The following is a 13712-nucleotide window of genomic DNA, read 5'->3' as shown; positions in this document are numbered from 1 at the left end:
ACAGATGACACAGGCGGCACACGGCGTCACCAACTGGGCGCGGAACATCACGTACACGCCCAGGGAGTTCCACCGTCCGGAGACCCTCGACGCGCTCCGGGCCCTGGTGGCCGGCAGCGCGCGGGTGCGGGTGCTGGGCAGCGGGCACTCCTTCAACCGGATCGCCGACCCGGGCGGCGACGGCGTGCTGCTGTCCCTGGCCGCCCTGCCTGCCGCGACCGACGTGGACTCGGCGGCCCGTACGGTCCGGGTGTCGGGCGGTGTCCGGTACGCGGAGCTGGCCCGCGCGGTGCACGCACGCGGCCTGGCGCTGGCGAACATGGCGTCGCTGCCGCACATCTCGGTGGCCGGTTCGGTGGCGACCGGCACCCACGGCTCGGGCGTCGGCAACGGGCCGCTCGCGGCGGCGGTGCGGGAGGTGGAGCTGGTCACGGCGGACGGCTCGGCGGTGACGATCGCCCGCGGCGACGCCCGCTTCGACGGGGCGGTGACGTCGCTCGGCGCGCTCGGCGTGGTCACGGCGCTCACCCTGGACCTGGAGCCGGCGTACGAGGTCGAGCAGCACGTGTTCACCGAACTGCCGCTGGCCGGGCTGGACTACGAGGCGGTGGCCGCGTCGGCGTACAGCGTGAGCCTGTTCACCGACTGGCGGCAGCCGGGTTTCCGGCAGGTGTGGGTCAAGCGGCGCACCGACCAGGCTCCGGTGGACTTCCCGTGGGCCCCGGCCGCGACCGAGGCGCTGCACCCGGTGCCGGGCATGCCCGCGGTGAACTGCACCGAGCAGTTCGGCGTGCCGGGGCCCTGGCACGAGCGGCTGCCGCACTTCCGGGCGGAGTTCACGCCGAGCAGCGGGGCGGAGCTGCAGTCGGAGTACCTGCTGCCGCGGCGGGCCGCACCGGAGGCGCTGCACGCGCTCGACGGCGTCCGGTCGGCGGTCGCCGGGGTGCTGCAGACCTGCGAGGTGCGCACGGTCGCCGCCGACCCGCAGTGGCTGAGCCCCGCCCACGGCCGGGACTCGGTGGCGCTGCACTTCACCTGGGTCGAGGACACGGCGGCCGTGCTGCCGGTGGTCCGCCGGGTGGAGGAGGCCCTGGCGGCCTTCGACCCGCGGCCGCACTGGGGCAAGGTCTTCACCATGCCGCCGGCGACGGTCCGCGACCGGTACCCGCGCCTGGCAGACTTCCGGGCACTGGCCCGGTCCCTGGACCCGGACGGCAAGTTCGGCAACGCCTTCGTGGCGGAGGTGCTGGGAGGCTGAGGCGCGGGGCCGGGGGCCCGCTGCCGGCGCACCCCACCGGGAGCGACTTCCTCCAGCCCCTTTCCTAAGCCCTTGTCGAAAGTCCGTCCCGGTGCATAGCCTGAGGCCGCGCCGGTGCCGTTCCCGCCCGGCCTGGGGTGAGGGGTCGGGAGGGGCAGCTCCGTGAAGCGCACATCGCGTGACATCCGTACGGCGAACCGCTACGAGGTGCTGCGCCAGATCATCGCCGAGTCTCCCACCTCCCGGCAGGAGCTGGCGGCCGCCACCGGGCTGAGCCTGGCCACCGTCGCCACGCTCGTCGGCGAGCTGCTGGACCTGCGCATGATCACGGAGGTCGGCTTCGAGGACTCCGCGGGCGGCCGCCCCCGCGGCCTGGTCGCCGTCAACGCGTCCGGGGGCGCGCTGATCGGCGTCGACATCGCGGAGACGTACGTCCACGTCGAGCTGTTCGACCTGGCGCTGAACGTGCTCGCCCGCGCCGACGAGGACATGCGCCCCGGGGAGAGCCGCCCCGAGCAGGTCGTCGGCCATGTCGCCGCCGCCGTCGGCTCGGTGGTCGCCCAGGCCGGGGTCGAGGCGGCCCGGGTGCTCGGCGTCGGGGTGAGCGTGCCGGGGCAGGTGGACCGGGACACCGGGGTCGCCGAGTACGCGCCCAACTGGGACTGGCACGACGTGCCGCTGCTCGACCTGCTGTCCGAGCACATCGCCTACCCCCTGCACCTGGACAACCCGCTGCGCGCCTGCACGGTCGCCGAGCTGTGGTTCGGGGCCGCGCGCGGCCGCGGGGACGCCGTGGTGGTGAACCTCGGCACGGGTGTCGGCGCGGGTCTCGCGCTCGGCGGCGGGCTGCACCGGGGCGTGAGCAACAGCGCCGGCGAGTGGGGCCACACCACGCTGGTGCTGGACGGCCGGCTGTGCCACTGCGGCAACCACGGCTGCGTGGAGACCTACGTCGGCGCGCCCGGCATCATGCGGAACCTGCGGGAACTGAGCCCGCGGTCCCCGCTGCTGCACCCCGAGGACCAGACGGCCACCATCGACGCCCTGGCCCGCGCGGCCGCCGCGGGCGACCCGGTGGCGCTCGAGGTCGTCCGGGACACCGCCCGTTACCTGGGGGCCGGGATCTCCGACCTGATCAACCTGCTCAACCCCGAGGTGGTCGTGCTCAGCAGCTGGGTGGCGGCCCGGCTCGGCGAACCGCTGCTGGAGGAGGTGCGCGCGGCCGTCGCCCGGCACGCGCTGCGCCGGCCCCTGGCCGCGACCGGGATCGTCCTCTCCCCCATCCCCACCGACCCGGTGTCCCTGGGCGCGGCCACGTTCGCGCTCGAAGGCGCCCTGCAGAGCGCCCCCCGCAAGGCCGCCGCCACCCCCGCACCCGCCAGGCGCGCCGTCCTCACGAGGAGCCGGGCACCGTCTTCGTGACGCCGGCCCCGGCGGCCCTCAACTCCTGTGCCGCTTGGTCGCGTTCGGGATGCCGGACGACGGACCACGCTTTCCGCGCACTTCGTCCAACCTCTTGCCGAAGCATTGACCGAAGGCTGACGTCCCGGCACCACACGGCAGTTCGAGCCGTCCGGTTCGCCGGCGTGGCCCCGCAGCCGTACCCGATCGGACAAGGACGTCGCATGTCGGACTCGAGCAGCAACCGGGACCGCGGGCACGCTGTTCGTGTGCTCCCTCGCCGGCTACGGCCTGGCGCGCATCCCGTACCGGCCCGCCGGCAAGGTCTTCTACGGCGTCCTGGTGACCCTGATGGTCCCCACGGCCGTCACCTTCGTGCCCGGCTTCGTCCTCGTGTCGTCGCGGGGCTGGGTGGACAGTTACCGGGGCCTGATCGTCCCGGGCCTGTTCAGCGGTTTCACCTGCTTCCTCTTCCGGCAGTACTTCCTCGGGTTCCCGAGGGAACTGATTCCTGTGGCCGCTGGTGATCGGCCAGGACCCGAGCGCCTGGACGGTCCAGGTCGCCCTGTCGTCGTACATGACCAACCAGACCGTCAACCACCACCTGATCTTCATGGCGACCGCCATCTCGATCCCGCCCCTGCTGTTCGTCCTCCTCTTCCTCCAGCGCCGGCTGGTCCAGGGGATCGCACAGACCGGCATCACGGGCTGAGCTAGGAGACCGATGACTTTCCGCACCCGCACCCGCACCCGCACCGACTACGTAGAGGACGTCGCGCCGGGCGACGGCGCCCTGCCGCCCCGCGCCTGGTACGCGTCCTCCGACGCAAGGTCCCTCTCGCTGAACGGCAGCTGGCGCCTGAGGGTGTCCGGGACGGCCGACGCCGAGGACGACTCCTTCGCGGCGCAGGGGTACGACGCCGGTGACTGGGCGGAGGTCCCGGTCCCCGGCCACTGGGTCCTCCAGGGGCACGGCTCCCCCGCGTACACCAACCACCTCTACCCGTTCCCGGTCGACCCGCCCCGGGTGCCGACCGAGAACCCGACCGGTGACCACCTGCGCGTCTTCGACCTGCCCGCGGACTGGCCGGACCTCGCCGAGGGCGGGGCGGTGCTCCGCTTCGACGGGGTGGAGTCGTGCGCGCGGGTGTGGCTGAACGGCACCGAGCTCGGCACGTTCAAGGGCTCCCGCCTGCCGCACGAGTTCGCGGTCGGGCATCTGCTGAAGCCGGCCGGCAACGTCCTCGCGGTCCGGGTCCACCAGTGGTCGTCGGGCTCGTACCTGGAGGACCAGGACCAGTGGTGGCTGCCGGGCATCTTCCGGGACGTCACCCTGCTGCACCGGCCGGCGGGCAGCGCCCTGGACTTCTTCGTGCTCGCCGCCTACGACCACGTCAGCGGCGAGGGCACCCTGCGCGTCGACTCCGACGTGGCCGGCCGGGTGACCGTGCCGGAGCTCGGCATCGACACCGCGACGGGCGAGCCGGTGACGGTGCCCGTCGAACCGTGGTCGGCGGAGGTGCCGAGGCTGTACGACGGCGTGCTGGCCACCGAGGGGGAGCGGATCCCGCTGCGCGTGGGCTTCCGCACGGTGGAGCTGTCGGACGGCCTGATCAAGGTCAACGGCCGGGCGGTGCTGTTCAAGGGCGTCAACCGGCACGAGTGGCACCCCCGGCACGGCCGGGCCCTGGACCCCGCCACCATGCGCGAGGACGTGCTGCTGATGAAGCGGCACAACGTCAACGCCGTGCGCACCTCCCACTACCCGCCGCACCCGGCCTTCCTGGACCTGTGCGACGAGCTCGGCCTGTGGGTGATCGACGAGTGCGACCTGGAGACCCACGGCTTCACCGAGCAGGCCTGGCGGGACAACCCCGTCGACGACGACCGCTGGACCCCGGCGCTGCTCGACCGGGCCGCCCGCATGGTCGAGCGGGACAAGAACCACCCCTCGGTCGTCATGTGGTCCCTCGGCAACGAGGCCGGCACCGGCCGGGGCCTGACCGCGATGGCCGAGTGGATCCGCGGCCGGGACTCCTCGCGGCTGGTGCACTACGAGGGCGACCCCGACTGCCGTGACACGGACGTGTACTCGCGGATGTACGCCGGCCACGCGGAGGTGGAGCGGATCGGCCGGGGCCTGGACGGCGGCAACCTCAAGCGCCGCCGGCTGCCCTTCATCCTGTGCGAGTACGCGCACGCCATGGGCAACGGCCCCGGCGGACTGGCCGACTACCAGAGGCTGTTCGAGACGTACGACCGGCTCCAGGGCGCCTTCGTCTGGGAGTGGATCGACCACGGCATCGAGGACCAGCGGTTCGGCTACGCCTACGGCGGCGACTTCGGCGAGGAGCTGCACGACGGCAACTTCGTCTGCGACGGGCTGCTGTTCCCCGACCGCCGGCCCTCCCCCGGCCTGGTCGAGTACAAGAAGGTGATCGAGCCGGTCGCCGTCGAGGGCGACGGCACGGGCGGCAGCGTCCGCGTCACCAACAAGTACGACTTCGCCGACCTGTCGGCGCTGGCGTTCACCTGGTCGTACGAGGTGAACGGCGAGCCGGTGGAGTCGGGCGCGCTGACGGTGCCCGCGCTGGCACCCGGCGAGTCGGCCGAGGTCAAGCTGCCCGAGCCGCCCGTCGCCACCGCGGCCGGCGAGGCCCACTGGACCGTACGGGCCGAGCTCGCCGCCGACGCCCCCTGGGCGCCGCGGGGCCACGTCGTCGCCTGGGGCCAGTTCGCGGTGTCCCCGCGCCGGGCGCCGTCGGTCGCGTCGACCGCCCGCCCGGTGCCCGGCGACGGCCTGATCACCCTCGGCCCCGCCTCCTTCGACACCCGCACCGGCGCGCTGCGCGCGGTCGGTCCGGTGGCCGTCGACGGGCTGCGCCTGGACGTGTGGCGGGCCACCACCGACAACGACGACGGCGCCGCCTGGCAGACCGACACCCGCTACGGCCCGCTGTGGCGCAGACTCGGCCTGCACCGGATGCGGCACCGGCTGGACGCGGTCGAGCCGGGCGAGGACGCGCTGACCGTGCGCACCCGGGTCGCCCCGGCGGCCTGCGAGATCGGGCTGTCCACCGTGTACCGCTGGACGTCGGACGGCGAGCGGCTCCGGCTGGCCGTGTCCGTACGGCCGGAGGGCGACTGGACGGTGCCGCTGCCCCGCCTCGGCATCCGGTTCGCGCTGCCCGCGGCCGACCGGGTGCAGTGGTACGGCGGCGGCCCGGGTGAGGCCTACCCGGACAGCAGGACGGCGTCCCTGATCGGCCGCTGGCAGTCGACGGTCGACGAGCTGCAGACCCCCTACGTCCGTCCGCAGGAGAACGGCGCCCGGGCCGACGTCCGCTGGGCGGAGCTCGGCGGCCTGCGCATCGAGGGCGACCCGGAGTTCTTCCTCACCGCCCGCCGCTGGACCACCGAGCACCTGGACGCGGCCGCCCACCGCACCGACCTCGCCCCGGGCGGGGCGGTGTGGGTGAACCTCGACCACCGCCAGCACGGCCTCGGCTCGCAGTCCTGCGGCCCGGGCCCGCTGCCGCGGTACCACCTGCGGGCAGAACCGGCCGCGTTCTCCTTCGTGTTCTCCCAGGCCGGCTGGCCGTCACCCGCGAGCGAAAGGTGAACAGTTTTCTCAACTACCCTTTTAAAACAAGCCTGTTGACCCGACCATGGGGCTCATGAGACCCCTGAGGAACATGACACCCGTGCGCCGGCTGGTCACCGCCGTCGCGGCGGGCACGCTCACCCTCGCCGGGCTGAGCGCGTCCGCCGGTACCGCCGAGGCAGCGGACTCGGGCAGCTTCAGCGTCCTGACGTACAACGTGGCCGGCCTGCCGGAAGGCCTCAGCTCGAGCCACCCGGCGGCCGACACCCCCCTCATCTCGCCCCGTCTGTCGGGGTACGACATCGTCAACGTCCAGGAGGACTTCAACTACCACGCGGCCCTGTACGCGGGCGACGACCACCCCTACCGCACCGCCACCAGCGGCGGCGCCGGAATCGGCGACGGCCTCAACACCCTCTCGACGTACCCCCTCGACGACTTCGAGCGCGTCAAGTGGAACGACTGCACCGGCACCAACTGCCTCACCCCGAAGGGCTTCACGCTGGCCCGGGTGCGCCTCGCCGAGGGGGTGTACGTGGACCTGTACAACGCGCACCCGAACGCCGACGACACCGCCGACGCGCTGGCCGCCCGCCGGGCCAACATCGCCCAGCTGTCGGCGTTCATCCAGGCCAACTCGGCGGGCAACGCGGTGATCGTCATGGGCGACACCAACACCCGCTACACGCGCACCGGCGACAACATCCGCACCCTCGTCGACGGCAACGGGCTGACCGACGCCTGGGTACGCCTGGTCAAGGGCGGTACGCCGCCGGCGCAGGGCGCGGACCCACTGATGTGCCCGGAGTCGGCGCCGCCGAACGACTGCGAGGTGGTGGACAAGGTCCTCTACCGCGGCAGCCCTCTGGTCTCCCTGACCGCGACCCGCTACAACGACGAGTGGGCCAGATTCCTGGACCCCGCCGGCCAGAACCTCTCCGACCACTTCCCGCACACCGTCGACTTCACCTACACGGTCAGCCCCAAGCTCCGCGCGAGCGACTTCTTCGGCGGTCCGCACGGCACGGCCTTCACCGACGCCGACGACCTCCCGGCCTCACCCGCCCCGCGAACCCTGACCCTGCGCGGCGGCGCCCGGCTGGACGGGCTGTCCCTCACCCACGGCGACGGCACGGTCCTCACGCACGGCGGCACGGGCGGCACCGCCACGTCCCTCACCCTGGCCGGCGGCGAGCACCTGACCTCCGTGAAACTGACGGAGGGCCAGAAGGACGGACACACGCGGATCTTCTCGGCCTCCTTCGGCACCGACCGCGGCCGCACCCTGACCACCGGCTCGGCCACCGCGGACACCACCACCTTCACCGCCCCGTCCGGCTGGCAGATCGCCGGCTTCACCGGCCGCTCCGGCGACGAGATCGACAAGCTGGGCGTGCTGTACGCGCCGATCACTCCCTAGGAGCCCTAGGTTCGCCGTATCCTAGGGGTCCTAGGTTCGCCGCGCACCGGGACCCCTGGCCGGGCCCGCGAGAGGGAGGGCGATGATGCCCCGAGCAGGGCTGACCGCCGACCGGATCGTCGCCGCCGCGGCGGAACTCGCCGACGAGGCCGGGTTCGACCACCTCAGCATGTCCGCGCTGGCCCGGCACTTCGGCGTGAAGGACGCGAGTCTGTACTCGCACGTCCGCGGACTGGGCGATCTGCGCACCCGGCTCGCCCTGCACGCGGGCGGGGAACTGACCGACCGGATCGCGGCGGCCGTGGCCGGCCGGACGGGCAGGGACGCCCTGGCCGCGTTCGCGGGCGCCTACCGGGCCTACGCCCTGCGCCACCCCGGCCGGTACGCGGCCACCCAGATCCGCATCGACCAGTCCCTGATCGCCGGCACCCCCGCCCTGCGCCGCACGGCCGACGTCACCTACGGCATGCTCCGCGCCTACGGCCTGGCCGAGCCCGACCTCACGGACGCGGTGCGCCTGCTGCGCAGCACCTTCCACGGCTACTGCGCCCTGGAGTCGGCCGGCGGCTTCGGCGCGGCGCGGGACGTGCGGGCCTCCTGGGACAAGGCGGTGGAGGCCCTGCACGTGACCCTCACCCACTGGCCCCGAGAAGCGGAAGAGGCCGGAGAACGATGACCGGGCCCGCACACCACGACGTGACGGGCACGGGCCCCGTCCTCCTGGTCCTGCCGGGCGGCGCCGGCCACCCGATGGGCCTGGAGCCCTTGACCACGCACCTCGCCCGGCGCTTCACCGTGGTGACCTGCGACCCCCTGGGCCTCGCCCACGGCCGCCTGGGCCTCCCGGTCCCGGACCAGCACCCGGCCGACTGGAGCGAGCGCGCCCACCGGGTACTGCGGGCGGTCCTGCCGCCGGGCGAACGGGCCCACGTCCTCGGCACCAGCTCCGGCGGGATCGCGGTGCTCGACCTGCTGGCCCGGCACCCCGAACGGCTCGCGCACGTGGTCGCCCACGAGCCACCGTGCGTGACGCCGCTGCCGGACGGTGCGCGCCGCCGCGACGAGCTGATCGCCGGCCTCGACGGGCCGCACCGGCCGCCCGCCGTAGGTGAGTCGGCGACCCCGATGGGCGTCTTCCTGGCCCGGGTCCTGCGCCCGTTCACCGCCTGGGCGCCCCCGCCCGCCCTCGCCCACCCGGACCGCCTCACGGTGGCCGCGGGCTCGGCCTCCCGGGGCGGGCTCCTGCACGAGACGGCGATGTTCCTCGCCGGCCGCCTGGGCGGCGCCTTCGCCGAGTTCCCGGGCGGCCACCTCGGCGCCCTGGATCACCCGGTGGAGTTCGCCGAGGTGCTCACCGAGACGTTCCGCCGCAGCTCGCACACCTCGGCGTAGGAAGGCGCCGTACCGCCCGGCACCCGCCCCGCCACCAGCTCGTCCACCGCGTCCAGCGCCGCGCCGAGCGCCCGCCGGTAGAGCAGCGAACCGAGGCTGACCCGGCGGACGCCGAGGCCGGCCAGCTCGGCCGGGGTGGGTCCGGCCGGTGCGTACAGGATGTTGAGCGGAACGTCCACGCGCCGGACCAGGGCGGCGATCCGACCCGGGTCGGACAGCCCCGGCACGAACACCCCGTCGGCGCCCGCCTCCTGACAGGCGTCGAGCCGCCGCAGGGTCTCCGTCTCGTCCCCGTCACCCGACCAGTACGTGTCCGTGCGGGCGTTGACGAACATCCCCGGCACGGCCGCCTTGACCGCGGCGACCTTGGCGGCGTGCCGGGCGGCGGACCCGAGCCCGTCCTCCAGGTTGATCCCGACGACCCCCATGGTCCACAACTGATGTGCGAACTCGGCCACTTCACCGGGATCGTCACTGAACCCGTCCTCGGCGTCGACGGAGAGCAGGTACGACCCGGATCCGAGGGCGAGGGCCAGCCGCAGGGTCTGCTCCCGGGTCGCGCCGGCCCCGTCGGCCAGCCCGGCGGCCGCGGCCACCCCCAGACTGGTCGTGCCGATCGCGGGAAACCCGCGGCCCGCGAGGAGGGCGGCGGACGCGTGGTCCCAGGCGTTGGGCAGGAGCAACGGCTCACCGGGCCGCTGATGGAGTCCGGCGAAGTCCGGCACGGCGGGTTCTGCGCTCATACGGCCATCCTGACCGCCGAACGCTTCGGCCCCCGCCGAACCGACGCGCTCACTCCCCGCGCTCGGCCGCGCTCCGCTCCACGCAGAACTCGTTGCCCTCCGGATCGGCGAGCACCGCCCACCCGGTCCCGTCGGCCCTGCGCCGGTCGTCGACCAGCGTCGCCCCGAGTCCGAGCAGCCGCTCGACCTCCTCGTCACGGCCGCGGTCCTGGGGCTGGAGGTCGAAGTGCACCCGGTTCTTGACGGTCTTGGCCTCCGGCACCGTGACGAAGAGCAGCCCGGCCCCCTCGATCAGCGCCTCCGGGTCGCCGGGACGATCGTCCTCGTGAAGCGGCAGCCCGAGGGCGGCGGACCAGAAGCTGCCGAGGGCGTGGGCGTCGGCGCAGTCGACGGTGACATGGCGAATCCTGGAGGTCATCCGCGGATTCTGGCGGCCTGCGCGGAGACGGGGCAAGCGAGTTACGGGGCGGCCCGAGCGCCCATCCGCTCCACCGTCCGGCGCCTCACCGCCACGGGCGGCTCGGGGTCCCGGGCCGCGGTTCCCTCCTCGGCCCCCGCGCCACGGATACGTTCGTGGTGGTCCTCCAGCAGCCGGGCGGCGGCAGCGGCCGGCGGGCGCGGCTCGGATGGCGGCGCGGTACCGCACGCCCGGGTCGGAGACGCGGCTGAAACCTGACCGCCCGGCGCGAAGCGGCCCAGGGCGGCGGCACCTCCTGCCGTCCCGCCGCCCCCCGCGCCTCACCCGTGCGCGGTGACCTTCACCCCCGCCCTGGTCGAGGCGGTCCCACAGCAGGGGCCGGGTCAGCCGCAGGGCGAGCGCGATCGAGGCGGCCTCGACCAGGGGCTGGCTCCGGTCGGTGATGCGGGGCCAGACACCTCGGGGTCCGGCGGCGAGCCCCTCGGCGTAGCGGCCGAGCACGGTCTCGTCGCGGCGGAAGGCCGCCGCCAGGAGGGTGCGGGCGTAGCCCTCCAGGCCGTCGGAGAGGCGGCCCGCGTGGCTGACCCGGTCGCCGGGCAGGTGGTACAGCGCCCGGTCGGCGGTGGCGTACGGCTCCACGGCGGCGAGCAGGGCGTCGGCGGTGGCCTCCCAGTGGGCGCGGGTGTACCCGGTGTACGGGCTCAAGGAGCGGTCTTCGGCGGGTGGTTCGGTCACGGGGGTCGTTCTCCTTCCTCGCGGGGCCCGGGGCGCTCCGGTTGCCTCGGGGCGCCCCGGGTGTTCATCCCCGGACCGGGCCGCCGGGCACCGGGCGCCGGGCGAGGAGTTCGTCGCGGACCGGTCCCGCGCAGGCGGTGGCGCATGCTCGAACCTGGACGGAACGGGCCTCCCGCTCACTCCCGCCGCGGTCAGGCCCCCGCCCCCGCCCGGCCCTCGGGGAGCCCTTCGCTGGTGACGAAGTAGAAGACGGGCAGCAGGACGAAGACGGCGACCGCCAGCAGCGGCGAGACGAGGACGCCGAGCAGCCCGGCGGCTGCGTACGCGAGCGCTCCGGCCCAGGAGCGCAGGCGTCCGTGCCGTACGTAGGTGCTCTCCGCGTCCGGTGTGAGCAGCCCGGGGCGGCGGGCCAGCTGGTGGTAGAAGGCCACCCAGCTCAGGCACATCACCGCGGCGAGCCCGGCGTAGAGGGCGACGGCGACCCGTGCGTCGGAACCCGCGGGGTCCGCCCGCAGCGCGTCCGCGACGACCGAGGTGGGGAACGAGAGCGCCGCCGTACTGAACAGCAGCACCAGGTTGGCGGCGTGCAGTCCGCGGTCCATGACGCGGATCCGCACGAAGGCCTGGTGGTGGTTGAGCCAGATGACCGACACGTATCCGAAGGAGGCCAGGTAGCCGAGGTAGGCGGGCCACTGGGCCAGCAGCGCGTGGCCGAGGCCGCCCGGCCGGTGCGGCGGGTCGGCGAGTCCGAGGGCCAGCAGCGTGACGGCGATGGCCAGCACGCCGTCGCTGAAGGCCTCCGCGCGGGTGGTGTCGGAGAGGGAGAAACCGCGGAGACGGGTGCGGGTCACGGTGGCTCCAGACGTGCTTGCTCGCGAGGGGACGCGCCGGTACGTCCGCAACCCTACGAGGGACGTCGCGGGGTGGCTTGACCGTGGGTGCACTGCCAGTCGCCTGTCCGCGCCCAGCGGGCGCCGGGCCGGCCGGGGGCGTCGTGTCGTCGGACCGCCGCCGCCTCGGCCGGGGCCGGCCGCACGGGCCGGGGCGGCGCCCCACCGTGAGGACGCAGCGGGGCCGGGCGGCGGCCTTCCCGCGGCAGGGGCTAGCGTCGTGGCATGAGCAGCAGCGCCACCTCGCCCGGCCTCGCCGAGGCCCTCGCCGCCGGGACGGTCGTACTCGACGGCGGTCTGTCCAACCAGCTCGAGTCGGCCGGGTACGACCTGAGCGACGAGCTGTGGTCGGCCCGGTTGCTCGCCGAGCGGCCCGAGGCGGTCACCGACGCGCACCTCGCCTACTTCACGGCGGGCGCCGACGTGGCGATCACCGCCAGCTACCAGGCCACCTTCGAGGGGTTCGCCCGGCGCGGCACCGGCCGCGCGGAGGCGGCCCGGCTGCTGGCCCTGAGCGTGGAGCTGGCCCGCGAGGCGGCCCGGCGGGCGCGGGCGGCCGGGGCCGCGCGTCCGCTGTGGGTGGCGGCGTCGGTCGGGCCGTACGGGGCGATGCTCGCGGACGGCTCCGAGTACCGGGGCCGGTACGGGCTGGGCGTGGACGAACTGGAGCGGTTCCACCGGCCGCGCATGGAGGTGCTGGCCGCCGCCGCGCCGGACGTGCTGGCGCTGGAGACGGTGCCGGACGCCGAGGAGGCGGCGGCGCTGCTGCGGGCGGTGCGCGGGCTGGGGGTGCCGGCCTGGCTGTCGTACACCGTCGACGGCCGGCACACCCGCGCCGGGCAGCCGCTGGAGGAGGCGTTCGCGCTTGCCGCCGACGTGGACGAGGTCATCGCGGTCGGGGTGAACTGCTGTGCGCCGCGGGACGTGGAGTACGCCGCCCGGGTCGCGGCGCGGGTGACCGGCAAGCCGGTCGTGGTCTACCCCAACAGCGGGGAGACGTGGGACGCGCGGGCACGCGCGTGGCGGGGGCGGAGCACGTTCGGCGCCGAGCAGGTCAGGGGCTGGCGGGACGCGGGGGCCCGGCTGGTGGGCGGGTGCTGCCGGGTGGGGCCGGAGGGGATCGCCTCCATCGCGCGGGCGCTGTGAGCGGGTGGGGGGAGCGGCGGCCGCGGAAGCGCCGGACGGCCTCGACCCCTCATTTCCTCGCGTAGGTGACGACGGTGACGCCGGAGTCGAAGGCGCGGCGGGCGGTCGGCAGGAAGCCGGTGGGAGCGAACGGGCCGTCGAACAGCGGGATGCCGGCGCCGATGACGACCGGGTTGTGCTTGATGACCAGTTCGTCGATCTCGTAGCGGAGAGCGGCGGCCAGCTTGCCGCCGCCGGCCAGCCAGATGCCCATGCCGTCACGCTCCTTCAGGCCGCGCGCCAGCGCGACCGGGTCGTCGGCGACGATCCGCACGTCCGGGTCGCCGGCGGTCAGGGTGCGGGAGACGACGTACTGCTCCAGGTGGGGGTAGGGGCTGGTGATGCCCGCCTTCAGGGCCGGCTCGTAGGTGCCGCGCCCCATGATCACGGTGTCGAAGTGCCGGTTGGGGGTGTCCGTCAGGCCGAACGGCCCGCGCACATGGGCCGGCATCGTCTCGGGGTACTCCGCGAGGATCGCCTCCCGGACCTCCCCCTCGAAGGGGAGGAAGTCGTAGCTGCCGTCCGGGGCGGCGATGTAGCCGTCGAGGGTGGCGGCGACGTAGTAGGTGAGCTTGCGCATCCGGTCTCTCTTCCTGATGTACTGTGAGTGCAGTGGTTTGAACGTAGTACTGCACCCGCAGTGGTGTCAACCGCACTTCGAACGAG

General features: G+C 74.4%; 11 protein-coding genes and 2 pseudogenes. 8 read left to right on the top strand and 5 right to left on the bottom strand.

All coding sequences use genetic code 11. The annotated features are described in order from the left end of the window. The first annotated feature begins 4 nt into the window (after positions 1-4). From AQJ66_RS01420 to AQJ66_RS01390, 7 genes and pseudogenes are all read left to right on the top strand, one after another. A complete protein-coding gene (locus tag AQJ66_RS01420) occupies positions 5-1258 on the top strand; it encodes a D-arabinono-1,4-lactone oxidase (protein ID WP_061915128.1) in 1254 nt (417 codons plus the stop codon). A 162-nt stretch (positions 1259-1420) separates the two neighbouring features. Continuing rightward, on the top strand, positions 1421-2680 hold the full coding sequence (locus tag AQJ66_RS01415) for an ROK family transcriptional regulator (protein ID WP_061915126.1): 1260 nt from the start codon (positions 1421-1423) through the stop codon (positions 2678-2680). A gap of 228 nt (positions 2681-2908) precedes the next feature. Next, a pseudogene (locus AQJ66_RS36815) lies at positions 2909-3371 on the top strand (carbohydrate ABC transporter permease); the annotation flags it as partial. A gap of 12 nt (positions 3372-3383) precedes the next feature. Further along, positions 3384-6281: a glycoside hydrolase family 2 TIM barrel-domain containing protein gene (locus AQJ66_RS01405; RefSeq protein WP_061915119.1), complete on the top strand. Its 2898-nt coding sequence runs from the start codon at positions 3384-3386 to the stop codon at positions 6279-6281. Between the two features lie 82 nt (positions 6282-6363). Next, on the top strand, positions 6364-7683 hold the full coding sequence (locus AQJ66_RS01400) for a jacalin-like lectin (protein ID WP_061915116.1): 1320 nt from the start codon (positions 6364-6366) through the stop codon (positions 7681-7683). An 85-nt stretch (positions 7684-7768) separates the two neighbouring features. Beyond that, positions 7769-8359, top strand: coding sequence for a TetR/AcrR family transcriptional regulator (locus AQJ66_RS01395; RefSeq protein WP_061916610.1), 591 nt, complete (start codon positions 7769-7771; stop codon positions 8357-8359). Next, the gene (locus tag AQJ66_RS01390) at positions 8356-9075 is read left to right on the top strand and encodes an alpha/beta fold hydrolase (RefSeq protein ID WP_061915113.1); all 720 of its coding nucleotides are present in this window, start codon (positions 8356-8358) and stop codon (positions 9073-9075) included. The genes AQJ66_RS01395 and AQJ66_RS01390 overlap by 4 nt, the downstream gene beginning before the upstream one ends. Here AQJ66_RS01390 and AQJ66_RS01385 read toward each other — a convergent pair. The 4 genes and pseudogenes from AQJ66_RS01385 to AQJ66_RS01375 all read right to left on the bottom strand — a co-directional run bounded on the left by AQJ66_RS01385 (position 9009) and on the right by AQJ66_RS01375 (position 11822). Next, positions 9009-9818 carry an isocitrate lyase/PEP mutase family protein gene (locus tag AQJ66_RS01385; protein WP_061915110.1) on the bottom strand — a complete coding sequence of 270 codons (810 nt, stop codon included), beginning with the start codon at positions 9816-9818 and terminating at the stop codon, positions 9009-9011. The two genes, AQJ66_RS01390 and AQJ66_RS01385, sit on opposite strands and share 67 nt — an antisense overlap. 49 nt (positions 9819-9867) lie before the next feature. Next, positions 9868-10236 carry a VOC family protein gene (locus tag AQJ66_RS36810; protein WP_061916607.1) on the bottom strand — a complete coding sequence of 123 codons (369 nt, stop codon included), beginning with the start codon at positions 10234-10236 and terminating at the stop codon, positions 9868-9870. Between the two features lie 354 nt (positions 10237-10590). Then, positions 10591-10971: pseudogene (locus tag AQJ66_RS36805) on the bottom strand (DUF2264 domain-containing protein); the annotation flags it as partial. A gap of 191 nt (positions 10972-11162) precedes the next feature. Continuing rightward, positions 11163-11822: a TMEM175 family protein gene (locus tag AQJ66_RS01375; RefSeq protein ID WP_061915107.1), complete on the bottom strand. Its 660-nt coding sequence runs from the start codon at positions 11820-11822 to the stop codon at positions 11163-11165. Between the two features lie 264 nt (positions 11823-12086). Between AQJ66_RS01375 and mmuM the strand changes: the two genes are divergently transcribed. Then, positions 12087-13007, top strand: coding sequence for a homocysteine S-methyltransferase (gene mmuM, locus AQJ66_RS01370; RefSeq protein WP_061915104.1), 921 nt, complete (start codon positions 12087-12089; stop codon positions 13005-13007). Between the two features lie 49 nt (positions 13008-13056). On the opposite strand, the gene AQJ66_RS01365 is transcribed toward mmuM, so the two are convergent. Beyond that, the gene (locus AQJ66_RS01365; RefSeq protein ID WP_061915101.1) at positions 13057-13626 is read right to left on the bottom strand and encodes a dihydrofolate reductase family protein; all 570 of its coding nucleotides are present in this window, start codon (positions 13624-13626) and stop codon (positions 13057-13059) included. Positions 13627-13712: the final 86 nt, after the last annotated feature.

The sequence above is a fragment of the Streptomyces bungoensis genome (assembly GCF_001514215.1).
Taxonomy (GTDB): Bacteria; Actinomycetota; Actinomycetes; order Streptomycetales; family Streptomycetaceae; genus Streptomyces; species Streptomyces bungoensis.
Note: the sequence above shows the minus strand (reverse complement) of the source record. Positions and strands in the feature narration are given on the sequence as shown.

Coding starts and splice junctions, on each gene's coding strand:
- AQJ66_RS01420 (WP_061915128.1), top strand. CDS start 5: ATGACACAGGCGGCACACGGCGTCACCAACTGGGCGCGGAACATCACG.
- AQJ66_RS01405 (WP_061915119.1), top strand. CDS start 3,384: ATGACTTTCCGCACCCGCACCCGCACCCGCACCGACTACGTAGAGGAC.
- AQJ66_RS01395 (WP_061916610.1), top strand. CDS start 7,769: ATGCCCCGAGCAGGGCTGACCGCCGACCGGATCGTCGCCGCCGCGGCG.
- AQJ66_RS01390 (WP_061915113.1), top strand. CDS start 8,356: ATGACCGGGCCCGCACACCACGACGTGACGGGCACGGGCCCCGTCCTC.
- AQJ66_RS01385 (WP_061915110.1), bottom strand. CDS start 9,818: ATGAGCGCAGAACCCGCCGTGCCGGACTTCGCCGGACTCCATCAGCGG.
- AQJ66_RS36810 (WP_061916607.1), bottom strand. CDS start 10,236: ATGACCTCCAGGATTCGCCATGTCACCGTCGACTGCGCCGACGCCCAC.
- mmuM (WP_061915104.1), top strand. CDS start 12,087: ATGAGCAGCAGCGCCACCTCGCCCGGCCTCGCCGAGGCCCTCGCCGCC.
- AQJ66_RS01365 (WP_061915101.1), bottom strand. CDS start 13,626: ATGCGCAAGCTCACCTACTACGTCGCCGCCACCCTCGACGGCTACATC.